The sequence below is a fragment of the Dokdonella soli genome, assembly GCF_039523175.1.
GTDB lineage: Bacteria > Pseudomonadota > Gammaproteobacteria > Xanthomonadales > Rhodanobacteraceae > Dokdonella_A > Dokdonella_A soli.
On the sequence record NZ_BAAAEU010000025.1, the window covers coordinates 83,345 to 100,255 of the forward strand.

At 65.6% G+C, this 16,911-nt stretch carries 17 protein-coding genes; 7 read left to right on the forward strand and 10 right to left on the reverse strand.

Annotated elements, in window-relative coordinates; genetic code table 11:
* Nucleotides 1-277 precede the first annotated feature (277 nt).
* The 3 genes from ABD002_RS17455 to pdxR form a co-directional block, all read right to left on the reverse strand.
* Nucleotides 278-697, reverse strand: coding sequence for a hypothetical protein (locus ABD002_RS17455; RefSeq protein ID WP_343793459.1), 420 nt, complete (start codon nt 695-697; stop codon nt 278-280).
* Between the two features lie 83 nt (nt 698-780).
* Nucleotides 781-1,338: a putative Fe-S cluster assembly protein SufT gene (gene sufT / locus ABD002_RS17460; protein ID WP_343793461.1), complete on the reverse strand. Its 558-nt coding sequence runs from the start codon at nt 1,336-1,338 to the stop codon at nt 781-783.
* A gap of 124 nt (nt 1,339-1,462) precedes the next feature.
* Entirely contained in the window at nt 1,463-2,908 is a 1,446-nt protein-coding gene (pdxR, locus tag ABD002_RS17465; RefSeq protein WP_343793463.1) for a MocR-like pyridoxine biosynthesis transcription factor PdxR, read from the reverse strand.
* An 89-nt stretch (nt 2,909-2,997) separates the two neighbouring features.
* On the opposite strand from pdxR, the gene ABD002_RS17470 reads away from it, so the two are divergent.
* From ABD002_RS17470 to ABD002_RS17500, 7 genes are all read left to right on the forward strand, one after another.
* Complete coding sequence (locus ABD002_RS17470) at nt 2,998-3,699, forward strand: pyridoxamine 5'-phosphate oxidase family protein (protein WP_343793465.1); 702 nt, start codon at nt 2,998-3,000, stop codon at nt 3,697-3,699.
* The gene (locus ABD002_RS17475; RefSeq protein WP_343793467.1) at nt 3,696-4,103 is read left to right on the forward strand and encodes a GNAT family N-acetyltransferase; all 408 of its coding nucleotides are present in this window, start codon (nt 3,696-3,698) and stop codon (nt 4,101-4,103) included. Before ABD002_RS17470 ends, ABD002_RS17475 begins: the two co-directional genes overlap by 4 nt.
* Before the next feature lie 137 nt (nt 4,104-4,240).
* Complete coding sequence (locus ABD002_RS17480; RefSeq protein ID WP_343793469.1) at nt 4,241-4,684, forward strand: hypothetical protein; 444 nt, start codon at nt 4,241-4,243, stop codon at nt 4,682-4,684.
* A gap of 144 nt (nt 4,685-4,828) precedes the next feature.
* Nucleotides 4,829-6,127, forward strand: coding sequence for a glucoamylase family protein (locus ABD002_RS17485; RefSeq protein ID WP_343793471.1), 1,299 nt, complete (start codon nt 4,829-4,831; stop codon nt 6,125-6,127).
* Between the two features lie 233 nt (nt 6,128-6,360).
* Nucleotides 6,361-7,326 (forward strand): phosphogluconate dehydrogenase (NAD(+)-dependent, decarboxylating), encoded by a 966-nt coding sequence (gnd, locus tag ABD002_RS17490; RefSeq protein ID WP_343793473.1) that lies wholly within the window; start codon nt 6,361-6,363, stop codon nt 7,324-7,326.
* 2 nt (nt 7,327-7,328) lie between these two features.
* On the forward strand, nt 7,329-7,853 hold the full coding sequence (locus ABD002_RS17495; protein WP_343793475.1) for an arsinothricin resistance N-acetyltransferase ArsN1 family B: 525 nt from the start codon (nt 7,329-7,331) through the stop codon (nt 7,851-7,853).
* 93 nt (nt 7,854-7,946) lie between these two features.
* Nucleotides 7,947-8,510 (forward strand): methyltransferase family protein, encoded by a 564-nt coding sequence (locus ABD002_RS17500; protein WP_343793477.1) that lies wholly within the window; start codon nt 7,947-7,949, stop codon nt 8,508-8,510.
* 100 nt (nt 8,511-8,610) lie between these two features.
* Here ABD002_RS17500 and ABD002_RS17505 read toward each other — a convergent pair whose 3' ends face one another.
* The 7 genes from ABD002_RS17505 to tal all read right to left on the reverse strand — a co-directional run bounded on the left by ABD002_RS17505 (nt 8,611) and on the right by tal (nt 16,901).
* Complete coding sequence (locus ABD002_RS17505) at nt 8,611-9,273, reverse strand: DsbA family oxidoreductase (RefSeq protein ID WP_343793479.1); 663 nt, start codon at nt 9,271-9,273, stop codon at nt 8,611-8,613.
* 285 nt (nt 9,274-9,558) lie between these two features.
* Nucleotides 9,559-9,744 (reverse strand): hypothetical protein, encoded by a 186-nt coding sequence (locus tag ABD002_RS17510; protein WP_343793481.1) that lies wholly within the window; start codon nt 9,742-9,744, stop codon nt 9,559-9,561.
* 10 nt (nt 9,745-9,754) lie between these two features.
* Complete coding sequence (gene tkt / locus ABD002_RS17515; RefSeq protein ID WP_343793483.1) at nt 9,755-11,803, reverse strand: transketolase; 2,049 nt, start codon at nt 11,801-11,803, stop codon at nt 9,755-9,757.
* A 264-nt stretch (nt 11,804-12,067) separates the two neighbouring features.
* Nucleotides 12,068-12,460, reverse strand: a complete 393-nt coding sequence (locus ABD002_RS17520) for a VOC family protein (RefSeq protein ID WP_343793485.1) — start codon at nt 12,458-12,460, stop codon at nt 12,068-12,070.
* A gap of 15 nt (nt 12,461-12,475) precedes the next feature.
* Nucleotides 12,476-14,140, reverse strand: a complete 1,665-nt coding sequence (gene pgm / locus ABD002_RS17525) for a phosphoglucomutase (alpha-D-glucose-1,6-bisphosphate-dependent) (RefSeq protein ID WP_343793487.1) — start codon at nt 14,138-14,140, stop codon at nt 12,476-12,478.
* Complete coding sequence (pgi, locus tag ABD002_RS17530; protein WP_343793489.1) at nt 14,137-15,795, reverse strand: glucose-6-phosphate isomerase; 1,659 nt, start codon at nt 15,793-15,795, stop codon at nt 14,137-14,139. The genes pgm and pgi overlap by 4 nt, the downstream gene beginning before the upstream one ends.
* A gap of 17 nt (nt 15,796-15,812) precedes the next feature.
* Nucleotides 15,813-16,901, reverse strand: a complete 1,089-nt coding sequence (gene tal / locus ABD002_RS17535) for a transaldolase (RefSeq protein ID WP_343793491.1) — start codon at nt 16,899-16,901, stop codon at nt 15,813-15,815.
* Nucleotides 16,902-16,911 lie beyond the last annotated feature (10 nt).

The window sequence follows — 16,911 nt, forward strand, 5'->3', positions numbered from 1 at the left end:
CGCCTTGCACCCCCTCTCTCGGGCACAAGAAATCAATCGAACCAGAGGCAGTCCGCCACTAGGTAATAACACTGAAATACTGTCGTATGCCTGACGGAGCGCCAGTCATCCATTTGGCTGATCGTCAATCATGCGCTTGACGGAGTACCGGCGCGTGCCGGCATCCGACAGATAATGCTGCGTCGCAGAAAGAGCGACAGAACAATAAGCCCGCGTATCAGTTCAGATCACGGGCGCGGCAGTGCGGTTCATGCCGCGGTGCAATGTCGCGCCAATTTCAGCGGCGACGGCCAAACACGCGCACCTGTTTCGGCCTGCGCGTCCACAGGATCACCGCGAGCACGAGGAAAAACGGAGCGGCCCAGTACATCGTCTTGAGCCAACGATGCTGGAGATTCCAGGTCGTGTTGAAGATCAGGTCCATCGCCACGGTCGAATCCCCGCGGATGCGCGCAAAGCTTTCGCCGAACGCATCGCTCAGACGCTTCTCGCCGAACGACTGCAATAGCGGAACCGCTCCATCGAGCCCACTGCCAAGCGCAATGTAGGTCGTCGCCAGCGGCGCCTCGCGGCGTGCAGAGTCTGCTATCGATGCGCCCACTTCCGGCAACGCGGGCAGCGCGCCCCAGACCACGATGTCGTAAAGCAGACTCAACACGAACAGGACCAGCGCGATCAGATGCAGGCGACGTTTCATGGCGACCCTCCAGTCGCGCATCCTGTAACGAAACGCGAATCCGATGCAACGATGGACGCGTGGAACCGTGCCGTGTTCCTGCTCTAGTACATCATGCCGGTTTCGAGGCGCGCCGCATCGGACATCATCGACTGGTTCCACGGCGGATCGAACACGAGGTCGACGTCCGCTTCCGCGATGGTCGGGATCATCTCGAGCTTGGTACGCACGTCGTCGACGAGGATCTCGCCCATGCCGCAGCCCGGCGCGGTCAGCGTCATGCGCACGCTGACCTTGCGCTGACCGTCGTCGAGGTGTTCGAGGTCGCAGTCGTAGACCAGGCCGAGCTCGACGATGTTGATCGGAATTTCTGGATCAAAGCACGTGCGGAGCTGCTGCCAGACCAGCTTCTCGACATCCGCATCGGCCGCGTCGTCGGCGAGCTCGAGCGCAGCCGGCGGCTCCTTGCCGAGCGCATCGGCATCCTCGCCGCGGATGCGGAACAGGTTGCCGTCGACATAGACCGTGAAGCTGCCACCGAGGGCCTGCGTGATGTAGCCGACCTGGCCGGCCGGGAGGGTCACGACATCGCCTTGCGGCACCATCACGGCGCTGCAATCGCGCTCGAAGCGGATCGGTTCGGAAGTCTGGCTGTAGCCCATTGCGTCTTCAGATGCGGCGTCGACCGCGGGATCGGATCGTCCATTATGCCGGCTGACGGACATCGCGGCAGCGGCAACCTGCGATATCGGGGCGTGCGTGCCGGGTTCAACACAGGCGGCGCGATCAATCGCCGGCGAGACCGACCTCGCGCAGGCATTGGCCAAGCAGCCGCATCGCGGCCTCTATGTCAGCCGGTGGCAGACCCGCGTAACCGAGCACGAGTCCCGGCCGCGGCGGCGGCTTCAGGCAATACGGCGCGACCGTGTACAGGCCGAGCCCGCGCGTTCGCGCATGCGCGACCAGCCGCTCGCAATCGCCGTGGTTCGCACGGGTCAGCCATGCGGTCAAGTGCATGCCGGCGTTCGAATCGACGACCTCGACGACGCCGGCCGCATGCTTCTTCAAGCCATTCAGCATGGCTGCACGGCGCGCACGCAGTGCGATTGCGGCTCGGCGCAGATGACGCTCGAAACCACCATCGCCCATGAACTGCGCGAGCGCGGCCTGTTCGAGTGCATTGCAGCCGCGATCCTCGAGCCATTTCGCGGCGACGAACGCATCGCGCAGCACCGCCGGCAGCACCATGTAGCCGAGCCGCAACGCCGGAAACAATGCCTTGGAGAAGCTGCCGATGTAGATCACGCGGCCGTCGCGATCGAGCGATTTCAGCGCCGCGAGCGGGCGGCCGCCATAGCGGAACTCGCCGTCGTAGTCGTCCTCGATCAGCCACGCACGGCGCTCCGCCGCCCAGTCGAGCAGTTCGACCCGACGCGCCAGCGGCAGCAGCGCACCGGTCGGAAACTGGTGCGAAGGGGTGACCACGGCGAGCCGCGCGCTCGAAGGCAGCGCGGCCGGCACCAGGCCATCCGCGTCGACGCGGCAGCCGCGCGCATGTGCGCCGTGCGCCGCGAAGGACTGGCGTGCGCCGCGATAATGCGGATCCTCGAGCACGACCGTGTCGCCGGCTTCGAGCAGCACGCGCGCGGCCAGCGCGAACGCCTGCTGCGTGCCGGAAACGACGAGCACGTCCTCGGGCGTCGCCGGCACACCTCGGCGGCGCGCCAAGTAGTCGCAGATCTGCTCACGCAGCGCCGGCAGCCCCTGCGCGTCTGGGTAGTCGAACTCGACATGCTCGGCCGCGCGGCTGACCTCGCGCCGCCACACGCTGCCGAGCAGAGGATTGGTGAGCGGCAGGCCGTACTGCAGGTTGTAGCGCAGGTCCAGATGCTGGCGTCCGGGAATCCGGCGCCCATCGGTGTTCGCCAGCGCGCGGCGCGCGAAGGCGGACAGCGGCGCGATCAGCGTGTTTGACGCGCGCTTCTGCGGCACGGTGTTGCCGACGTTCGCGACGAAGCTGCCGGAGCCGACCCGGCCCAGCAGGAAGCCTTCCGCCTGCAACTGCTCGTAGGCCGCAAGCACGGTGTTGCGCGACAGGTCGAGCTCGCGCGCGAGCGCGCGACTCGCCGGCAGGCGCGCGCCCGTCGCGACGCGACCATCGAGGATCGCGCCTTTCAATGCGCGAATCAGCTGCGCATAGCGTGCACCCTGGCCATCAAGATCGAGATACACGAATGGCTCCATCGATATCTGTCTGTGCGGAACTGGATGGTACCAATAATCCGGGCAGGATATCGCCTTCCCGATCCCGCATTGCGACCATGAGCGAATCCGTCGAGCAGCAGCAACCCGAAGCCGTGGAGCATCCGCGCGGCGCACGCCACGAGGTGCGCCGCACCCGCGCACGCGCACGCTACGATCGCGCAGCCGTCCACACGATCCTCGACGCCGGCATGATCGCGCATGTCGGATTCTGCACGGATGGTCAACCGTTCGTGATCCCGATGCTGTACGCGCGCGACGGCGATGCGCTGGTGCTGCACGGCTCGGTCGCGAGCCGCCTCATGGGCCGGCTCGGCGAAGGCGTTCCGGTCTGCGTCAGCGTCACCCACGTCGATGGCCTCGTGCTGGCGCGCTCGCATTTCGACCATTCGGTGAATTACCGCTCGGTCGTCGCGTTCGGTCGCGCCACGCTGGTCGAGGATCCGGCCTCGAAGGCCGACGCGTTGAGCCGCTTCGTCGAGGCGCTGATTCCCGGCCGTGCTGCCGAATCACGCCCGGCCGATCGGACCGAACTCGCTGCCACGCACGTGCTGCGCTTCGAGATCGAAGACGCCAGCGCGAAGGTCCGCAGCGGTGGCGTCAAGGACAATCCGGCTGATCTGGCGCTGCCGCACTGGGCCGGCGTGGTACCGCGAAGTGCGGCGTACGGCGCTCCTGAACCGGACGAGCTCCTCGTGGCGGGAACGCCGCTTCCCGCATCGGTGCTCGGCCTCCTCGAAAGGAATGGAAGCCCACGATGATCACCTACCGCACTGACTACCGGCCCGGCCTCGAGGAGGCGCGCGACCTCTACCACGCATCAACGCTTGGCGAGCGCCGGCCGATCGACGACGACGCGCGCTTCGCCGCAATGCTCGCGCACGCGAATCTGATCGTGACCGCATGGGACGATGAACGGCTGGTCGGCATCTCGCGCTGCGTGACCGACTTCGTCTGGACGACGTACCTCGCCGACCTCGCCGTGCGCGCGTCGCATCAGCGCGCGGGGATCGGCAAGGAATTGATCCGTCGCTCGCAGTCAGCCGCTCCGCAGGCGAAAGTGCTGCTGCTCGCCGCGCCGGCCGCCGAACGCTACTACCCGCACATCGGCTTCCAGCATTTTCCGCAGGCGTGGATGTTGCGCGAAAACGAAACGGTGTCCTGAACGCCTGTGCCCGGCCTTTCGGATCCAGGCGACGCGCAATGCCGACGGGGTGAATTCCGCATCCGGCCACAGGTCGCTATCATCGCGTACCTGCGCCGCAGATCGTGCGCATCCACTTACTGGACGAAGCGCGCACGATGCAACGCGAGGTCGCCATTCAGCAACAACGCCCGCGCGCGATCGGCATCGCGACCGCGCTGATGTGTGCGCTCGCCGGTGGCGCGATCTGGTGTCTTCTCTCGCTGTATAGCCGCAGCGACCTCGCCGTATTCGCATTCATCGTTGCACTGCCCGTGGTCTGGACGCTGCGCTCGCACGGCTATGCCGGACGCAGCTCAGGCGCGCTGATCGCTGCGGTCTGCGTCGCGCTCGCCTCGGCGTATTCGTTCTATCTGCAGGCGGTCGCGCAGATTGCTTCGCTGCTCGGCCTGTCGATGCGCGCCACGTTGCTGCAGATGGAGCCCGGAATGGCGATCGCAATCGCGCGTGCGAATCTGTCCGGCTGGAACGCCGCGATCGTCGGCGTCGCCGTAGTGCTGGCGATCGCGCTGATGTTGCGTGCCGGCGCGCTGCAACGCTGATGAACAGCTGATTTCACGCGCACTGCTGTATCGTTGCTTCGCGCGGATCGAACGTGACGGGTTCGCTGATGATTTCGCGCAACGCGCAGCCTGTGTGATGGGCTGGACCACCGAGATGGCGGATACGTTCGGATCGCGACGGCCATGCGCTCACACCCTTCCGATGACGTCCACCTGCTGCGACACGTGCAGCTCAGGGCATTCGCGTATTTCGAACACGAGACGAATCCCGCGAACGGCCTCGTGATCGACAAGACCGCCGCGGACTGGCCGGCCAGCATCGCGGCGACCGGACTCGCGCTGACCTGCTACCCGGTCGCGGTCGAGAACGGCTGGCTGAGCGAGCAGGCCGCGATCGACCGCACTCTGGCTACCTTGCGCTTCTTCATGGGCAGCACGCAGGGACCGGAGCCCGATGCAACCGGCCATCACGGCTTCTACTATCACTTTCTCGACCTGCACAGCGGCCGCCGAGCCTGGCAGTGCGAGCTGTCCAGCGTCGACAGCGCGTTCCTGTTCGCCGGCATGTTCGCGGCGGCAGCGTATTTCACGGCGGACACACCCGAACAGCGCGAGATCCGCGAGCTCGCCGATGCGCTGTACCGGCGCGCGGACTGGCAATGGCTGCAAGCTGACACCGGCACGATCGGGCACGGCTGGCGCCCGGAAACCGGCTTCATTCCGTTCCGCTGGGAAGGCTTCGACGAGGCGTTGCTGATGTATGCGCTCGCGCTCGGTTCGCCGACGCATGCGCTGCCCGCAAGTGCGTATGCGGCGTGGGCATCGACCTACGAATGGAAGCACTGCTACGACCTCGACTATCTCTACTGCGGGCCGTTGTTCACTCACCAGCTCTCGCACGCATGGATCGATTTCCGCGGCTTGCGCGATGACTTCATGCGCACGAAGGGCATCGACTATGCCGAGAACAGCCGCCGCGCGACCCTGATCCAGCAGCGCTACGCGATCGCCAATCCGCTCGGATTCAAGGGCTACGGCGAGAACGCCTGGGGCATCACCGCGAGCGACGGCCCCGGCCCCGCGGTGCGCCGCATCGATGGCGTCGAACGCCGCTTCTATGACTACGAGGGCCGCGGCGCTCCGTTCGGGCTGGATGACGGCACGCTCGCGCCGTGGGCGGTGATCGCTTCGCTGCCATTCGCCCCGGAGCTCGTGCTGCCGACGATCCATCATTTCGTGCACGGACTGCAGTTGCACGACCGGCATCGTTACGGTTTCCGATGCACGTTCAACCAGACCTGGGATGGCGCCTCGGATTCATCATGCGGCTGGGTCTCGCCGTGGCACTACGGGCTCAATCTCGGGCCGATCGTGCTGATGATCGAGAATTACCTCAGCGGCAAGGTCTGGCAGTTGATGCGAAACTGTCCGCATATCGGGGCCGGTTTGCGCCGCGCCGGCTTCAGCGGCGGCTGGCTGTGAGCAGCGACGCGGCGACGACGCCCCTTGCTCCAGTGTCCCCGTTTGAATCACCAGCCGTTCGTGGTGATGCTTCGACAGGCTCAGCACCGGGTACGCCTACGGCGTATCGAACCATGAAAGGCGGCGCCTGAAACCGTTCACCGTGACTCGCGTCATCCTGGCGCTCGCCCTTCGGGCCGACTTCGTCGTTCGCGCGCTCCTGCGCGCGCAGTCGATACTCAGGGCGAACGGTAGTGAAGTACGCTTCGCAATCGAACGGCAAACGACAGCACACAATCACAGGAGCGAACACGATGGAACTCGGCATGATCGGTCTCGGCCGCATGGGCGCCAACATGGCGCAGCGGCTCGTGCGTGGTGGACATCGGGTGGTCGGCTTCGATCCGAAGCCCGAGGCGCGCAAGGCGATCGAGGACAACGGCGCGGAATCCGCGGCGACGCTGGATGCGCTGGTCGCGAAGCTGAAGGCGCCGCGCACGTTGTGGATGATGGTGCCGGCCGGCGCGATCACCGATGACACCGTCAATGCCTTGCTGCCGCTGCTGTCTGCCGGCGACACGCTGATCGACGGCGGCAACTCGAACTACAAGGACACGCTGCGCCGCGCGGCAACCTGCGCCGGCAAGAACATCCAGTACGTCGACTGCGGCACCAGCGGCGGCATCTGGGGCCTCGCCGAGGGCTACAGCATGATGATCGGCGGCGATGCGGCGGCAGTCGAACATCTGCGCCCGATCTTCGAGACGCTCGCGCCGGGCAAGGACACGGGTTGGGGTCGCGTCGGCCCGGTCGGCTCCGGGCATTTCACCAAGATGGTCCACAACGGCATCGAATACGGCTTGATGCAGGCCTACGCCGAGGGCTTCTCGATCCTCGGGCACAAGCAGGAATTCGCGCTCGACCTGCACCAGATCGCCGAGATCTGGCGTACGGGCAGCGTGGTGCGCTCGTGGCTGCTCGATCTCACCTCCGATGCACTTGGCAAGAATCCGAAGCTCGACGGCATCGCGCCCTGGGTCGCCGACTCCGGCGAAGGCCGCTGGACCGTCGCCGAGGCGATCGACCTCGACGTGCCCGCGCCGGTGATCACCGCCTCCCTGATCGAACGCCTGCGCTCGCGCGACACCGACTCGTTCGCCGACAAGCTGCTCGCCGCGATGCGCAACGAGTTCGGCGGGCACGCGATCAAGAAGGAATGAGCATGCCGTCCCCCGTCGCCAACCGCGACAGCCCGGGCGCGACGATCCGGGCTGCCGAGATCCGCGATGCGGGCGCGATCGCGCACATCTACAACCATTACGTATTGAACACGGTCGTCACGTTCGAAGAGGAAGCGGTCAGCGCGGACGAGATGGCAACACGGATCCGCGAAACACTCGCGATCCCGCTGCCATGGTTGGTTGCCGAACAGAACGGCGGCGCGATCGGCTATGCCTACGCATCGAAATGGAAAGGCCGCTGCGCGTACCGTTTCTCGGTGGAAGGCACGGTCTACCTGATCGACGGCGCCGGCGGCCACGGCCTTGGATCGCTGCTCTACGGCGCACTGATCGATCGACTGCGCGAGATGCGCATGCACTCCGTACTCGGCGGCATCGCGTTACCGAACGAGGCGAGCGTGAAGCTGCACGAGCGTCTCGGCTTCGAGAAGGTCGCGCATCTGAAAGAGGTCGGCAGGAAGTTCGATCGCTGGGTGGATGTCGGCTATTGGCAGCTCATCCTGTAACGCGCAAGCCAGGGCATCCAACGACGCACGCCACGTGAGTCGAGACCTGTTCCCTGACCAAATTCCGCTCATTTCGAGAGAAAACTTTATCCAATGGAGAGACTACGAAACATCGCCGTTGCTGTATTCGTGCTGTGGCTCCTGATCGACGGCCTGGTCGTTTTCCGCCGCAAGAGCGGCACGGCAGAAAACCGTGATCGCTTCTCGCTGCGGGTGATCGCAGCGGGCAATCTGCTCGCGTGGACGGTTGGCATCTGGCTGGCTTACAAGCAAATCGGCGTCATCCGGCCAACCATGCCGGTACAAATTGCCGGCCTCGTCAGTCTCGGGCTCGGCATTCTGATCCGCTCGACTGCCATTGCTCAGCTCGGCCGCTTCCATACCCCCAACGTAGCGGTGCTTGCCAATCATGAAGTGATGGATCGAGGCCTGTATCGACATATCCGCCATCCGAGTTATCTCGGTGCGCTCATCGCCTTCTTCGGCTTCGGTCTGGCGCTGGGCAATTGGCCGAGTCTGCTCGTCATCATGCTGCTGACGCCCCCTATATACCTGTTTCGCATCCGCGAAGAAGAAGCGGCGCTCGGCGCAGCCTTGGGCGAGCGTTACGCAAGCTACTGCCGCCGCACCAAGCGACTGATCCCCGGTATCTATTGATAGCGCCGCGGCCGGCATGACAGGCCGTTCCCTGCCTGCAAAGACGGCTTTCGGAGTAGAAACGGTTCGTCGAGATTTCCGATCGGCGAGGTCGCGATCATCACCCCTGCGCCGCGATCTGCCGCAGCGCCTGCTCGAATACCTCGATCGGCTGGCCGCCGGAAATCAGATGACGGTCGTTGATGATCACCGCGGGTACGGAATGAATGCCGCGGTCGGTGTAGAAGCGTTCTTGTGTGCGCACGTCGGCAACGTATTCGTCGGATGACAGGATCTGTTGGGCACGCGCGGCATCGAGGCCGGCCTCACTCGCGACCCGCACCAGTACCTCGTGCGCGGAGACGTCCTCGCCGTCGGTGAAGTACGCGCGCAGCAGTGCGTGCTTGAGTGCGCGCTCCTTGTCGTGCCCTTCGAGCGCGGCCCAGTGCAGCAGGCGGTGGGCGTCGAAGGTGTTGTAGACGCGGCCGCGCGCGCCGAACGTGAATCCGAGTTCGGCGCCGCGCGCGCGGATCGCCTCGCGGTTGCGTTCGAGCTGTTCCGGCGTGGAACCGTACTTCTGCACGAGGTGTTCGGTCGCGTCCTGGCCTTCCGGCGGCATCTGCGGATTCAGCTCGAAGGGCTGGAAATGCAGGTCGACGGCGCCCTTGTCGCCGACGCGGGCGATCGCCTGTTCGAGTGCGTTCAGACCGATGGCGCACCACGGGCAGGAGACGTCGGAGACGAAGTCGATGCGGATGGGGGTGGGTTTGGACGCTACGGACATCGGGAACACCTCATGATCGTGGCGAGCGGGGAAACCGCTCGCGATCGCGAGGAGATGGAGACGGCTGGGTTGCGATCAAGGTGAACGCGGCGATGCGAGGTGTGACCGAATGATAGGGAACGACGTCCTGCGCTCCCTCTCCCCCAATGGCCCCATCGTTGGGATGGGAGGCGGTGCTCCATGCAGGGTGCGCGATCGCAGTATGCGAAGACCTTCAGCGAAGCGCGCTTGCTTGCGGATACTGGCGGAACTCGCAGGGTCTTACTGATCTGCGGCCTCGCCCCCTCACCCAACCCTCTCCCCCAAGCAGAGCTTGGGGGAGAGGGCTTCAGGCGCAGCCGCCTCGCAGCAATGGCGGACATGGCTCGTGTAGTCGGTGTCGCGTGTGTGCGCGCGGATGATCGTGCCGCTGACCATGCCGACTTCGGAGTTCCAGCGCGCGCGGTCGCCGACGTCGAATTTTGCACTCATGCCTCGAACCTCAACGATTCAGCAAGGCTTTCGCGCGCGCGCAGACGTTGTCGACGTTGAAGCCGTATTCGCGCAGCACGACCTCGCCCGGGGCGGATGCGCCGAAGCGGTCGATGCCGAGCACGTCGCCGGCATCGCCGACGTAGCGATGCCAGCCCTGCGTTGCGCCCGCCTCGACCGCCAGCCGCGCACGCACGCCGGGCGGCAGCACCGCGTCGCGCTCGACTGGCGGCAACGCGTCGAACAGCGCCCAGCTCGGCATTGAGACGCAACGCACCGCGATGCCATCGTTGCGCAGGCGCTCGGCCGCCACGACGATCAGGCCGACCTCCGCGCCGCTCGCGATCAGGATCAACTCGGGCTTGCCCTGCGCAGCGTCGCTCAACACATAGGCGCCGCGACGCAAGCCATCGGCGGATGCGTACTGCGCTCGATCGAGCGTCGGCACCGCCTGCCGGCTCAGCACCAGCAGCACCGGCCGCTCGCGCGTCTCGATCGCGACTCTCCATGCGACCGCGGTCTCGTTCGCGTCGGCCGGACGGATCACGGTCACATTCGGGACCGCGCGCAGGCCCGCGAGTTGCTCGATCGGCTGATGGGTCGGGCCGTCCTCGCCGAGTGCGATGGAGTCATGGGTGAACACATGGACCACGTGCAGCTTCGACAACGCAGCGAGGCGGATCGGCGGGCGCATGTAGTCGGAGAAGATCAGGAAGGTCGCACCGTACGGAATCGTGCCGCCGTGCGCGGCGAGACCGTTCACGATCGCGCCCATCGCATGCTCGCGCACACCGAAGTGCAGGTTGCGGCCCGCGTAACTCCAGCCGCCGCCGACCGAACCCTGCGTGTCCTCGTCCTTGTGCGCCGGCGGATTGAAGTCGCCGAGTCCCTTCAGCGCGGTCTTGGTTGACGGATCGAGATCGGCCGAGCCGCCGGTCAGCGACGGAAGCTTTGGCGCGATCGCGTTCATGACCTTGCCCGAGGCCTCGCGCGTGGCAAGGCCTTTCGCGTCGGCCGGGAACGTTGGAATGTCCGCGTCCCAGCCCGCTGGCAACTCGCCGCGCAGGCTGGATGCGAGTTCCGCGGCGGGTTGCGGAAACGCGTTCGTGTACGCGGCGACACGTTCATTCCACGCCGCCTCGCGCTCCACACCACGCGCGACCGCGCTGCGGAAATGCGCGAGCGCATCGTCCGGAATCAGGAATGCCGGTTCGGTCGGCCAGCCGAGCTTTTCCTTGGTCTTGCTCACGTCGTCGACGCCGAGCGGTGAGCCGTGCGCCTCGAAACTGTCCTGCTTGGGCGACCCATAACCGATATGCGTACGCACCAGGATCAGCGAGGGTCGCCGCGTTTCGGCTCGCGCGTGCGTCAACGCGGTCTCAATCGCGGCGAGGTCGTTGCCGTCTGCAACGAATTCGGTGTGCCAGCCGTAGGCCTGGAAGCGGCGCGCGCGCTCCTCGGAAAACGTGATGTCGGTGCCGGCCGCGAGCGAGACGTAGTTGTCGTCATACAGGCAGATCAGCTTGCCGAGCTTGAGATGACCGGCGAGCGAGGCGGCCTCGGCGGCGACGCCCTCCATCAGGTCGCCGTCGCTGACGATTGCGTACGTGTGATGGTCGATCGGCGCGTGGCCTTGGCGGTTATAGCGTGCCGCCAGCTGTGCCTCGGCGATCGCCATGCCGACCGCGTTCGCGAGCCCTTGCCCAAGCGGCCCGGTCGTGGTCTCGACGCCGGGCGTATGCCCGCGTTCCGGATGGCCCGGCGTCCTGCTGCCCCACTGGCGGAACTGCTTGATGTCGTCGAGCGAGAGATCGTAACCGGTCAGGTGCAGCAGGCTGTACAGCAGCATCGAGCCATGGCCGGCCGAGAGCACGAAGCGGTCGCGATCGACCCACTGCGGATTGCGCGGGTTGTGCTTGAGGAAGCGTGTCCACAGCACATAGGCCATAGGCGCCGCGCCGAGCGGCATGCCGGGATGGCCGCTGTTCGCGTTCTGTACCGCGTCGACCGACAGGAAACGGATCGTGTCGATGCATTGCTGATCGAGTGCCCGCGTCATGTTGTTCTCCTCCGAATCAGCGTGATTCTTGCGCGTTGCAATCGCGGTTGGGGAAGGTCTGATCTACCCCCTCTCTACCAACTGCTTCATCGTTGGGGGAGAGGGCTGGGGTGAGGGGGCTTTTGCTGGTGCTGCAAAAGCATCGCGAAAACAACAGCAAGAGCGCTCGCGCCTTCGACGCTCACCCCTCACCCTCGCGCCGACCTGCGGTCGGGGCGAGGGGACAAATCAGAGCTCCTTAAGCATATCCGCTCGGTAGAAAGGTCAGGTGGGATCGGCGCCTGTGAAGGGCGTGGCGACTTGCCAGGTGTTGCCCCATTCGTCTTCGACCATGCAACGACGATCTCCGTAGGGCGTGTCGAACGGTTCCTCGATAGTACGCGCGCCGGCATCGATGGCGCGTCGATACGTGGCGTCGGTGTCGTCTACATAGATGTAGAGGAAGGCGGTCTGGGGACTGCGAATTCCGGCATCGCTGACCATGACATTCGAATCGCCGAGCCGGACAACGGATGGACGATCCTCCTGAAACTCTCCGGTCGCGGCGAACACGCGCGTCAGGAACTCCACGAGTCGCCGTGCGTCTTGAACGACGATCCGCGGAGTAACGGCGTGCCAGCCGTCGGGGATGAAGCGATGGTTGTTGGCATCCGTCATCGCGTGCTCCTGAAATCAGTGGGCTTCCGCCGCGCCGCCGATCGTGTGGTCGACGATGCGCTGCGCCTCGCGAAAGATTTCCTGCAGATGCGCTTCGCTGCGGAAACTCTCCGCGTAGATCTTGTAGATATCCTCGGTGCCGGACGGCCGCGCCGCGAACCAGCCATTCGCCGCGATGACCTTGATGCCGCCGATTGCCGCGTTGTTGCCCGGCGCGCGATCGAGCACGTGCTCGATCTTCTCGCCGGCGAGCTCGGCGATGCGCACATCCGACGCCGCCAGGTTCGCGAGCTTCGAGCGCTGCGCCGCGTTCGCCGGTGCGTCGATACGATCGGTGAACACCGCGCCGAGATCACGTTCGAGTCCTCGATAACCATCACCCGGATCACGGCCACTGCGTGCGGTGATCTCGGCCGACAGCAAAGCCGGCGCGATGCCGTCCTTGTCGGTCGTCCATACGCCGCCGGCCCTGCGCAGGAACGATGCGCCCGCACTCTCCTCGCCGCCGAAACCGAATGAGCCGTCAAGCAAGCCGTCTACAAACCACTTGAAGCCAACCGGTGTCTCACACACGGCGCGGCCGAGCCGCTTGGCGACACGGTCGATCATCGCGCTGCTGACCGCGGTCTTGCCGATCGCGGCATCCTTGCGCCATTGCGCGCGATGGCTGAACAGATAGTCGATCATCACCGCGAGGTAACGATTCGACGGCATCAGGCCTGCGCTCCGGGTCACGATGCCGTGGCGGTCGTGATCGGTGTCGCAGGCGAACGCGATGTCGTAGCGATCCTTGAGACCAATCAGGCGGCGCATCGCGTATGCCGAGGACGGATCCATGCGGATGCGGCCGTCCCAGTCGAGCGTCATGAACGCGAAGGTCGGATCGATATCCGTGCTGACTACATCGAGAGCGATGCGGTAGCGCTCCGCGATGCGCGGCCAGTAGTTCACACCGGCGCCGCCAAGCGGATCCACGCCGAGACGCAAACCCGAGCCGCGGATCGCGTCGAAATCGATCACTTCGCCGAGATCGGCGACATACGCGGAAAGGAAATCGTGCTCGCGGATGCGGCCGCTGCGGCGCGCCTCGTCGAGGGAGGTGCGGCGCACGCCGTCGAACCCCGCTTCGAGCAACGCGTTCGCACGCTGCTGCACGACGCCCGTGATCTTCGTATCGGCGGGGCCACCGTTCGGCGGGTTGTACTTGAAACCACCGTCCTCGGGTGGATTGTGCGACGGCGTAATCACGATACCGTCGGCGAGACCGCGTTCGCGCCCCCGATTGAAGGTCAGGATCGCGTGCGAAATCGCCGGTGTCGGCGTGAACTCGCCGTCCGTCGCAACACGCACGTCGACGCTGTTCGCGGTGAGCACCTCGACCGCGCTTTCCAGAGCGGGCGCGGACAACGCGTGCGTGTCGATGCCGATGAACAGCGGACCGTCGATGCCTTCGCGCTTGCGGTGCTCGCAGATCGCCTGGCTGATCGCGAGCACATGGTTTTCGTTGAAACTGCTCGCGAACGACGACCCACGATGCCCGGAGGTACCGAAGCTTACTCGCTGCGCCGGCACCGATGGATCGGGCTTGTTCGTGTAGTACGCATCGACGAGCCTGCTGATATCGACGAGGTGACCGGGCTGCGCCGGCGTGCCGGCGAGCGGACTGATCTTCGTGCTCATGGCCGCATACCGCGCAGGCGGCGGTAGCGCCGGATCAGCGCATTGGTGGAGCTGTCGTGATCGAGCTTCGGCTCGGTCGCGCTCGACAGATCCGCCGCGGTGCGCTTGGCCAGCACCTTGCCGAGCTCGACACCCCATTGGTCGAACGAGTCGATGTTCCAGATCGTGCCCTGCACGAATACGCAGTGCTCGTACAGCGCGACCAGCGTGCCGAGCGTGTACGGTGTCAGCCGCTCAACGAGAATCGTGCTGCTCGGCCGATTGCCTTCGAACGTGCGGTGCGGCACCAGCGCCTCCGGCGTGCCTTCGGCGCGCACTTCATCGGCAGTCTTGCCGAACGCCAGCGCCTCACTCTGCGCAAACAGGTTCGCGATCAGCAGGTCGTGCTGATCGCCGAGTGGCGACAGCGCCTGGCAGAAACCGATGAAATCGCAGGGCACGATGCGCGTGCCCTGGTGGATCAGCTGGTAGAACGAGTGCTGGCCGTTGGTGCCGGGTTCGCCCCAGTAGATCGGACCGGTATCGCAATCGACCGGCGCGCCATCCAGCGTGGTGTGCTTGCCGTTGCTCTCCATCGTGAGCTGCTGCAGATAGGCCGGGAAGCGCTTCAGGTACTGCTCGTACGGCAGCACCGCCACCGTGGCCGCACCGAGAAAGTTCGCGTTCCAGATGCCGAGCAAGCCGAGCAGCACCGGCAGGTTGCGCTCGAACGGCGCGCTGCGGAAATGCTCGTCCATCGCGTGGAAGCCGGCCAGCATCGCGCGGAAGTTCGCTTCGCCGATCGCGATCATCGTCGACAGGCCGATGGCCGAATCCATCGAATAACGACCCCCGACCCAGTCCCAGAAGCCGAACATGTTCGCGGTGTCGATGCCGAACTTGCGCACCTCGTCGGCGTTGGTCGAGACCGCGACGAAGTGCTTTGCAATGGCTTGTTCGTTGTGCAGGGCCGCCAGCGTCCACGCGCGTGCCGCATGCGCGTTGGTCAGCGTCTCCAAGGTCGTGAACGTCTTCGAGCAGACGATGAACAGGGTCTCTGCCGGGTCGAGGTCGCGCGTGGCCTCGACGAAGTCGGTGCCGTCGACATTCGACACGAAGCGGAACGTCAGCTCGCGGTCGCTGAAATGGCGCAGCGCCTCGTAGGCCATGACCGGACCGAGGTCCGAACCGCCGATGCCGACGCTGATCACGTTGCGGATGCGCCGGCCGGTATGTCCCAGCCAGACGCCACTGCGTAGGCGCTCGGCGAACGCCGCCATGCGGTCGAGTACCGCGTGCACTTGCGGCACCACGTTCTCGCCGTCGACATCGATATGCGCATCGCGCGGTGCGCGCAGTGCGACGTGCAGCACCGCACGGTTCTCGGTCGTGTTGATGTGCTCGCCACGGAACATCGCCGCGATGCGATCACGCAGGCCGCAGGCCTCGGCGAGTTCGCGCAGCAGACGCAGCGTCTCTTCGCTCACGCGCTGCTTGGAATAGTCGAGATACAGCCCGTCCGCCTCGGCCACGAAGCGCTCGCCGCGCGCCGGATCCGCCGCGAACAGGTCGCGCAGATGCGCCTTCTGCATCGTCGCGCAGTGCGCCTGCAGCGCTTCCCATTCGGCGCGTGCAGTCAACGTCTGCGCGGGTTTCGTGGTGGCGTCGTTCGGCATTCCGCTCTCCGGACGGTTCATGCGTTGGCGTCTGCCAGCGCGGCGCGCTTGTCGGCGATGCGCTGCAACAGCTGGGTCCAGGACTTCACGAACGAGGCCGCACCTTCGCTTTGCAGTTGCACCGCAAGCGCGTCGACGTCGACGCCCGCGTGCGCGAATTGCGCGAGCACGGCCTCCGCGTCGCCACCGTCTGCCGCCATCGCGCCACGCACCGAGCCATGGTCGGAAAGTGCGTGCAGCGTCTTCTCGGGCATCGTGCCGATCGTGTCCGGCGCGGCCAGTGCCTCGACATAGAGCGTGTCGGACGCATTCGGATCTTTCGTTCCGGTGCTCGCCCAGAGCAGGCGCTGCGGGATTGCACCCGCTTCAGCGAGTTTGTTCCAGCGCGGCGACGCCAGAAGTTCGCGATAGGCGCAATAGGTGCGCCCGCCGATCGCGATGCCGAGGCGGTTGCGCAGTTCGGCCGGCACCTTGTCCGCGACTGCCTTGTCCCAGCGACTGATGAACAGCGACGCGACCGAGGCGACCTTCGGATCACGCCCCGCCGCGATACGCCGCTCGATGCCGCGCAGATACGCCTCGGCTGCGGCGAGATAGTGCTCACGCGAGAACAGCAGGGTCACGTTGACCGGCACGCCGGCATAGATCGATTCCTCGATCGCGGGTAGGCCTTCCGGCGTTCCCGGAATCTTGACGAACAGATTCGCGCGCGCGGCCTGGGCGTGGATGCGCAATGCGGCGTCGATGCTGCCTTGCGTGTCGCTGGCGAGCAGCGGCGAGACTTCCATCGACACCCAGCCGTCGACGCCGGCAGTCGCGTCGAACACCGGCCGGAACAGGTCAGCGGCGCGACGCAGGTCCTCGAGTGCGAGCTCCATGAACAGCGCCTCGCCGGATTTGCCGGCGGCGGTCTTCGCATGGATCGCCGCGTCGTACGCGCCGCTGTTGCCGATCGCCTCGTCGAAAATCGTCGGATTCGAGGTCAGGCCGGTGACCGAAAATTCGTCGATGTAGCGGCGCAGCGTGCCGTTGTCGAGGATCTCGCGCGTGATGTTGTCGAGCCAGAGGCTCTGGCCGAGATCGTGCAGTTGCCGTGTCGTGTTCATGGAAGGTCCT

Bases quoted from the DNA above. Each gene is read 5' to 3' on its own strand.
- ABD002_RS17485 (WP_343793471.1), top strand. From the start codon at position 4,829: ATGCGCTCACACCCTTCCGATGACGTCCACCTGCTGCGACACGTGCAG.
- ABD002_RS17510 (WP_343793481.1), bottom strand. From the start codon at position 9,744: ATGAGTGCAAAATTCGACGTCGGCGACCGCGCGCGCTGGAACTCCGAA.
- ABD002_RS17480 (WP_343793469.1), top strand. From the start codon at position 4,241: ATGCAACGCGAGGTCGCCATTCAGCAACAACGCCCGCGCGCGATCGGC.
- ABD002_RS17500 (WP_343793477.1), top strand. From the start codon at position 7,947: ATGGAGAGACTACGAAACATCGCCGTTGCTGTATTCGTGCTGTGGCTC.
- ABD002_RS17520 (WP_343793485.1), bottom strand. From the start codon at position 12,460: ATGACGGATGCCAACAACCATCGCTTCATCCCCGACGGCTGGCACGCC.
- tal (WP_343793491.1), bottom strand. From the start codon at position 16,901: ATGAACACGACACGGCAACTGCACGATCTCGGCCAGAGCCTCTGGCTC.
- ABD002_RS17470 (WP_343793465.1), top strand. From the start codon at position 2,998: ATGAGCGAATCCGTCGAGCAGCAGCAACCCGAAGCCGTGGAGCATCCG.
- pgm (WP_343793487.1), bottom strand. From the start codon at position 14,140: ATGAGCACGAAGATCAGTCCGCTCGCCGGCACGCCGGCGCAGCCCGGT.
- sufT (WP_343793461.1), bottom strand. From the start codon at position 1,338: ATGGGCTACAGCCAGACTTCCGAACCGATCCGCTTCGAGCGCGATTGC.
- ABD002_RS17505 (WP_343793479.1), bottom strand. From the start codon at position 9,273: ATGTCCGTAGCGTCCAAACCCACCCCCATCCGCATCGACTTCGTCTCC.
- pgi (WP_343793489.1), bottom strand. From the start codon at position 15,795: ATGCCGAACGACGCCACCACGAAACCCGCGCAGACGTTGACTGCACGC.
- ABD002_RS17495 (WP_343793475.1), top strand. From the start codon at position 7,329: ATGCCGTCCCCCGTCGCCAACCGCGACAGCCCGGGCGCGACGATCCGG.
- tkt (WP_343793483.1), bottom strand. From the start codon at position 11,803: ATGACGCGGGCACTCGATCAGCAATGCATCGACACGATCCGTTTCCTG.
- ABD002_RS17455 (WP_343793459.1), bottom strand. From the start codon at position 697: ATGAAACGTCGCCTGCATCTGATCGCGCTGGTCCTGTTCGTGTTGAGT.
- ABD002_RS17475 (WP_343793467.1), top strand. From the start codon at position 3,696: ATGATCACCTACCGCACTGACTACCGGCCCGGCCTCGAGGAGGCGCGC.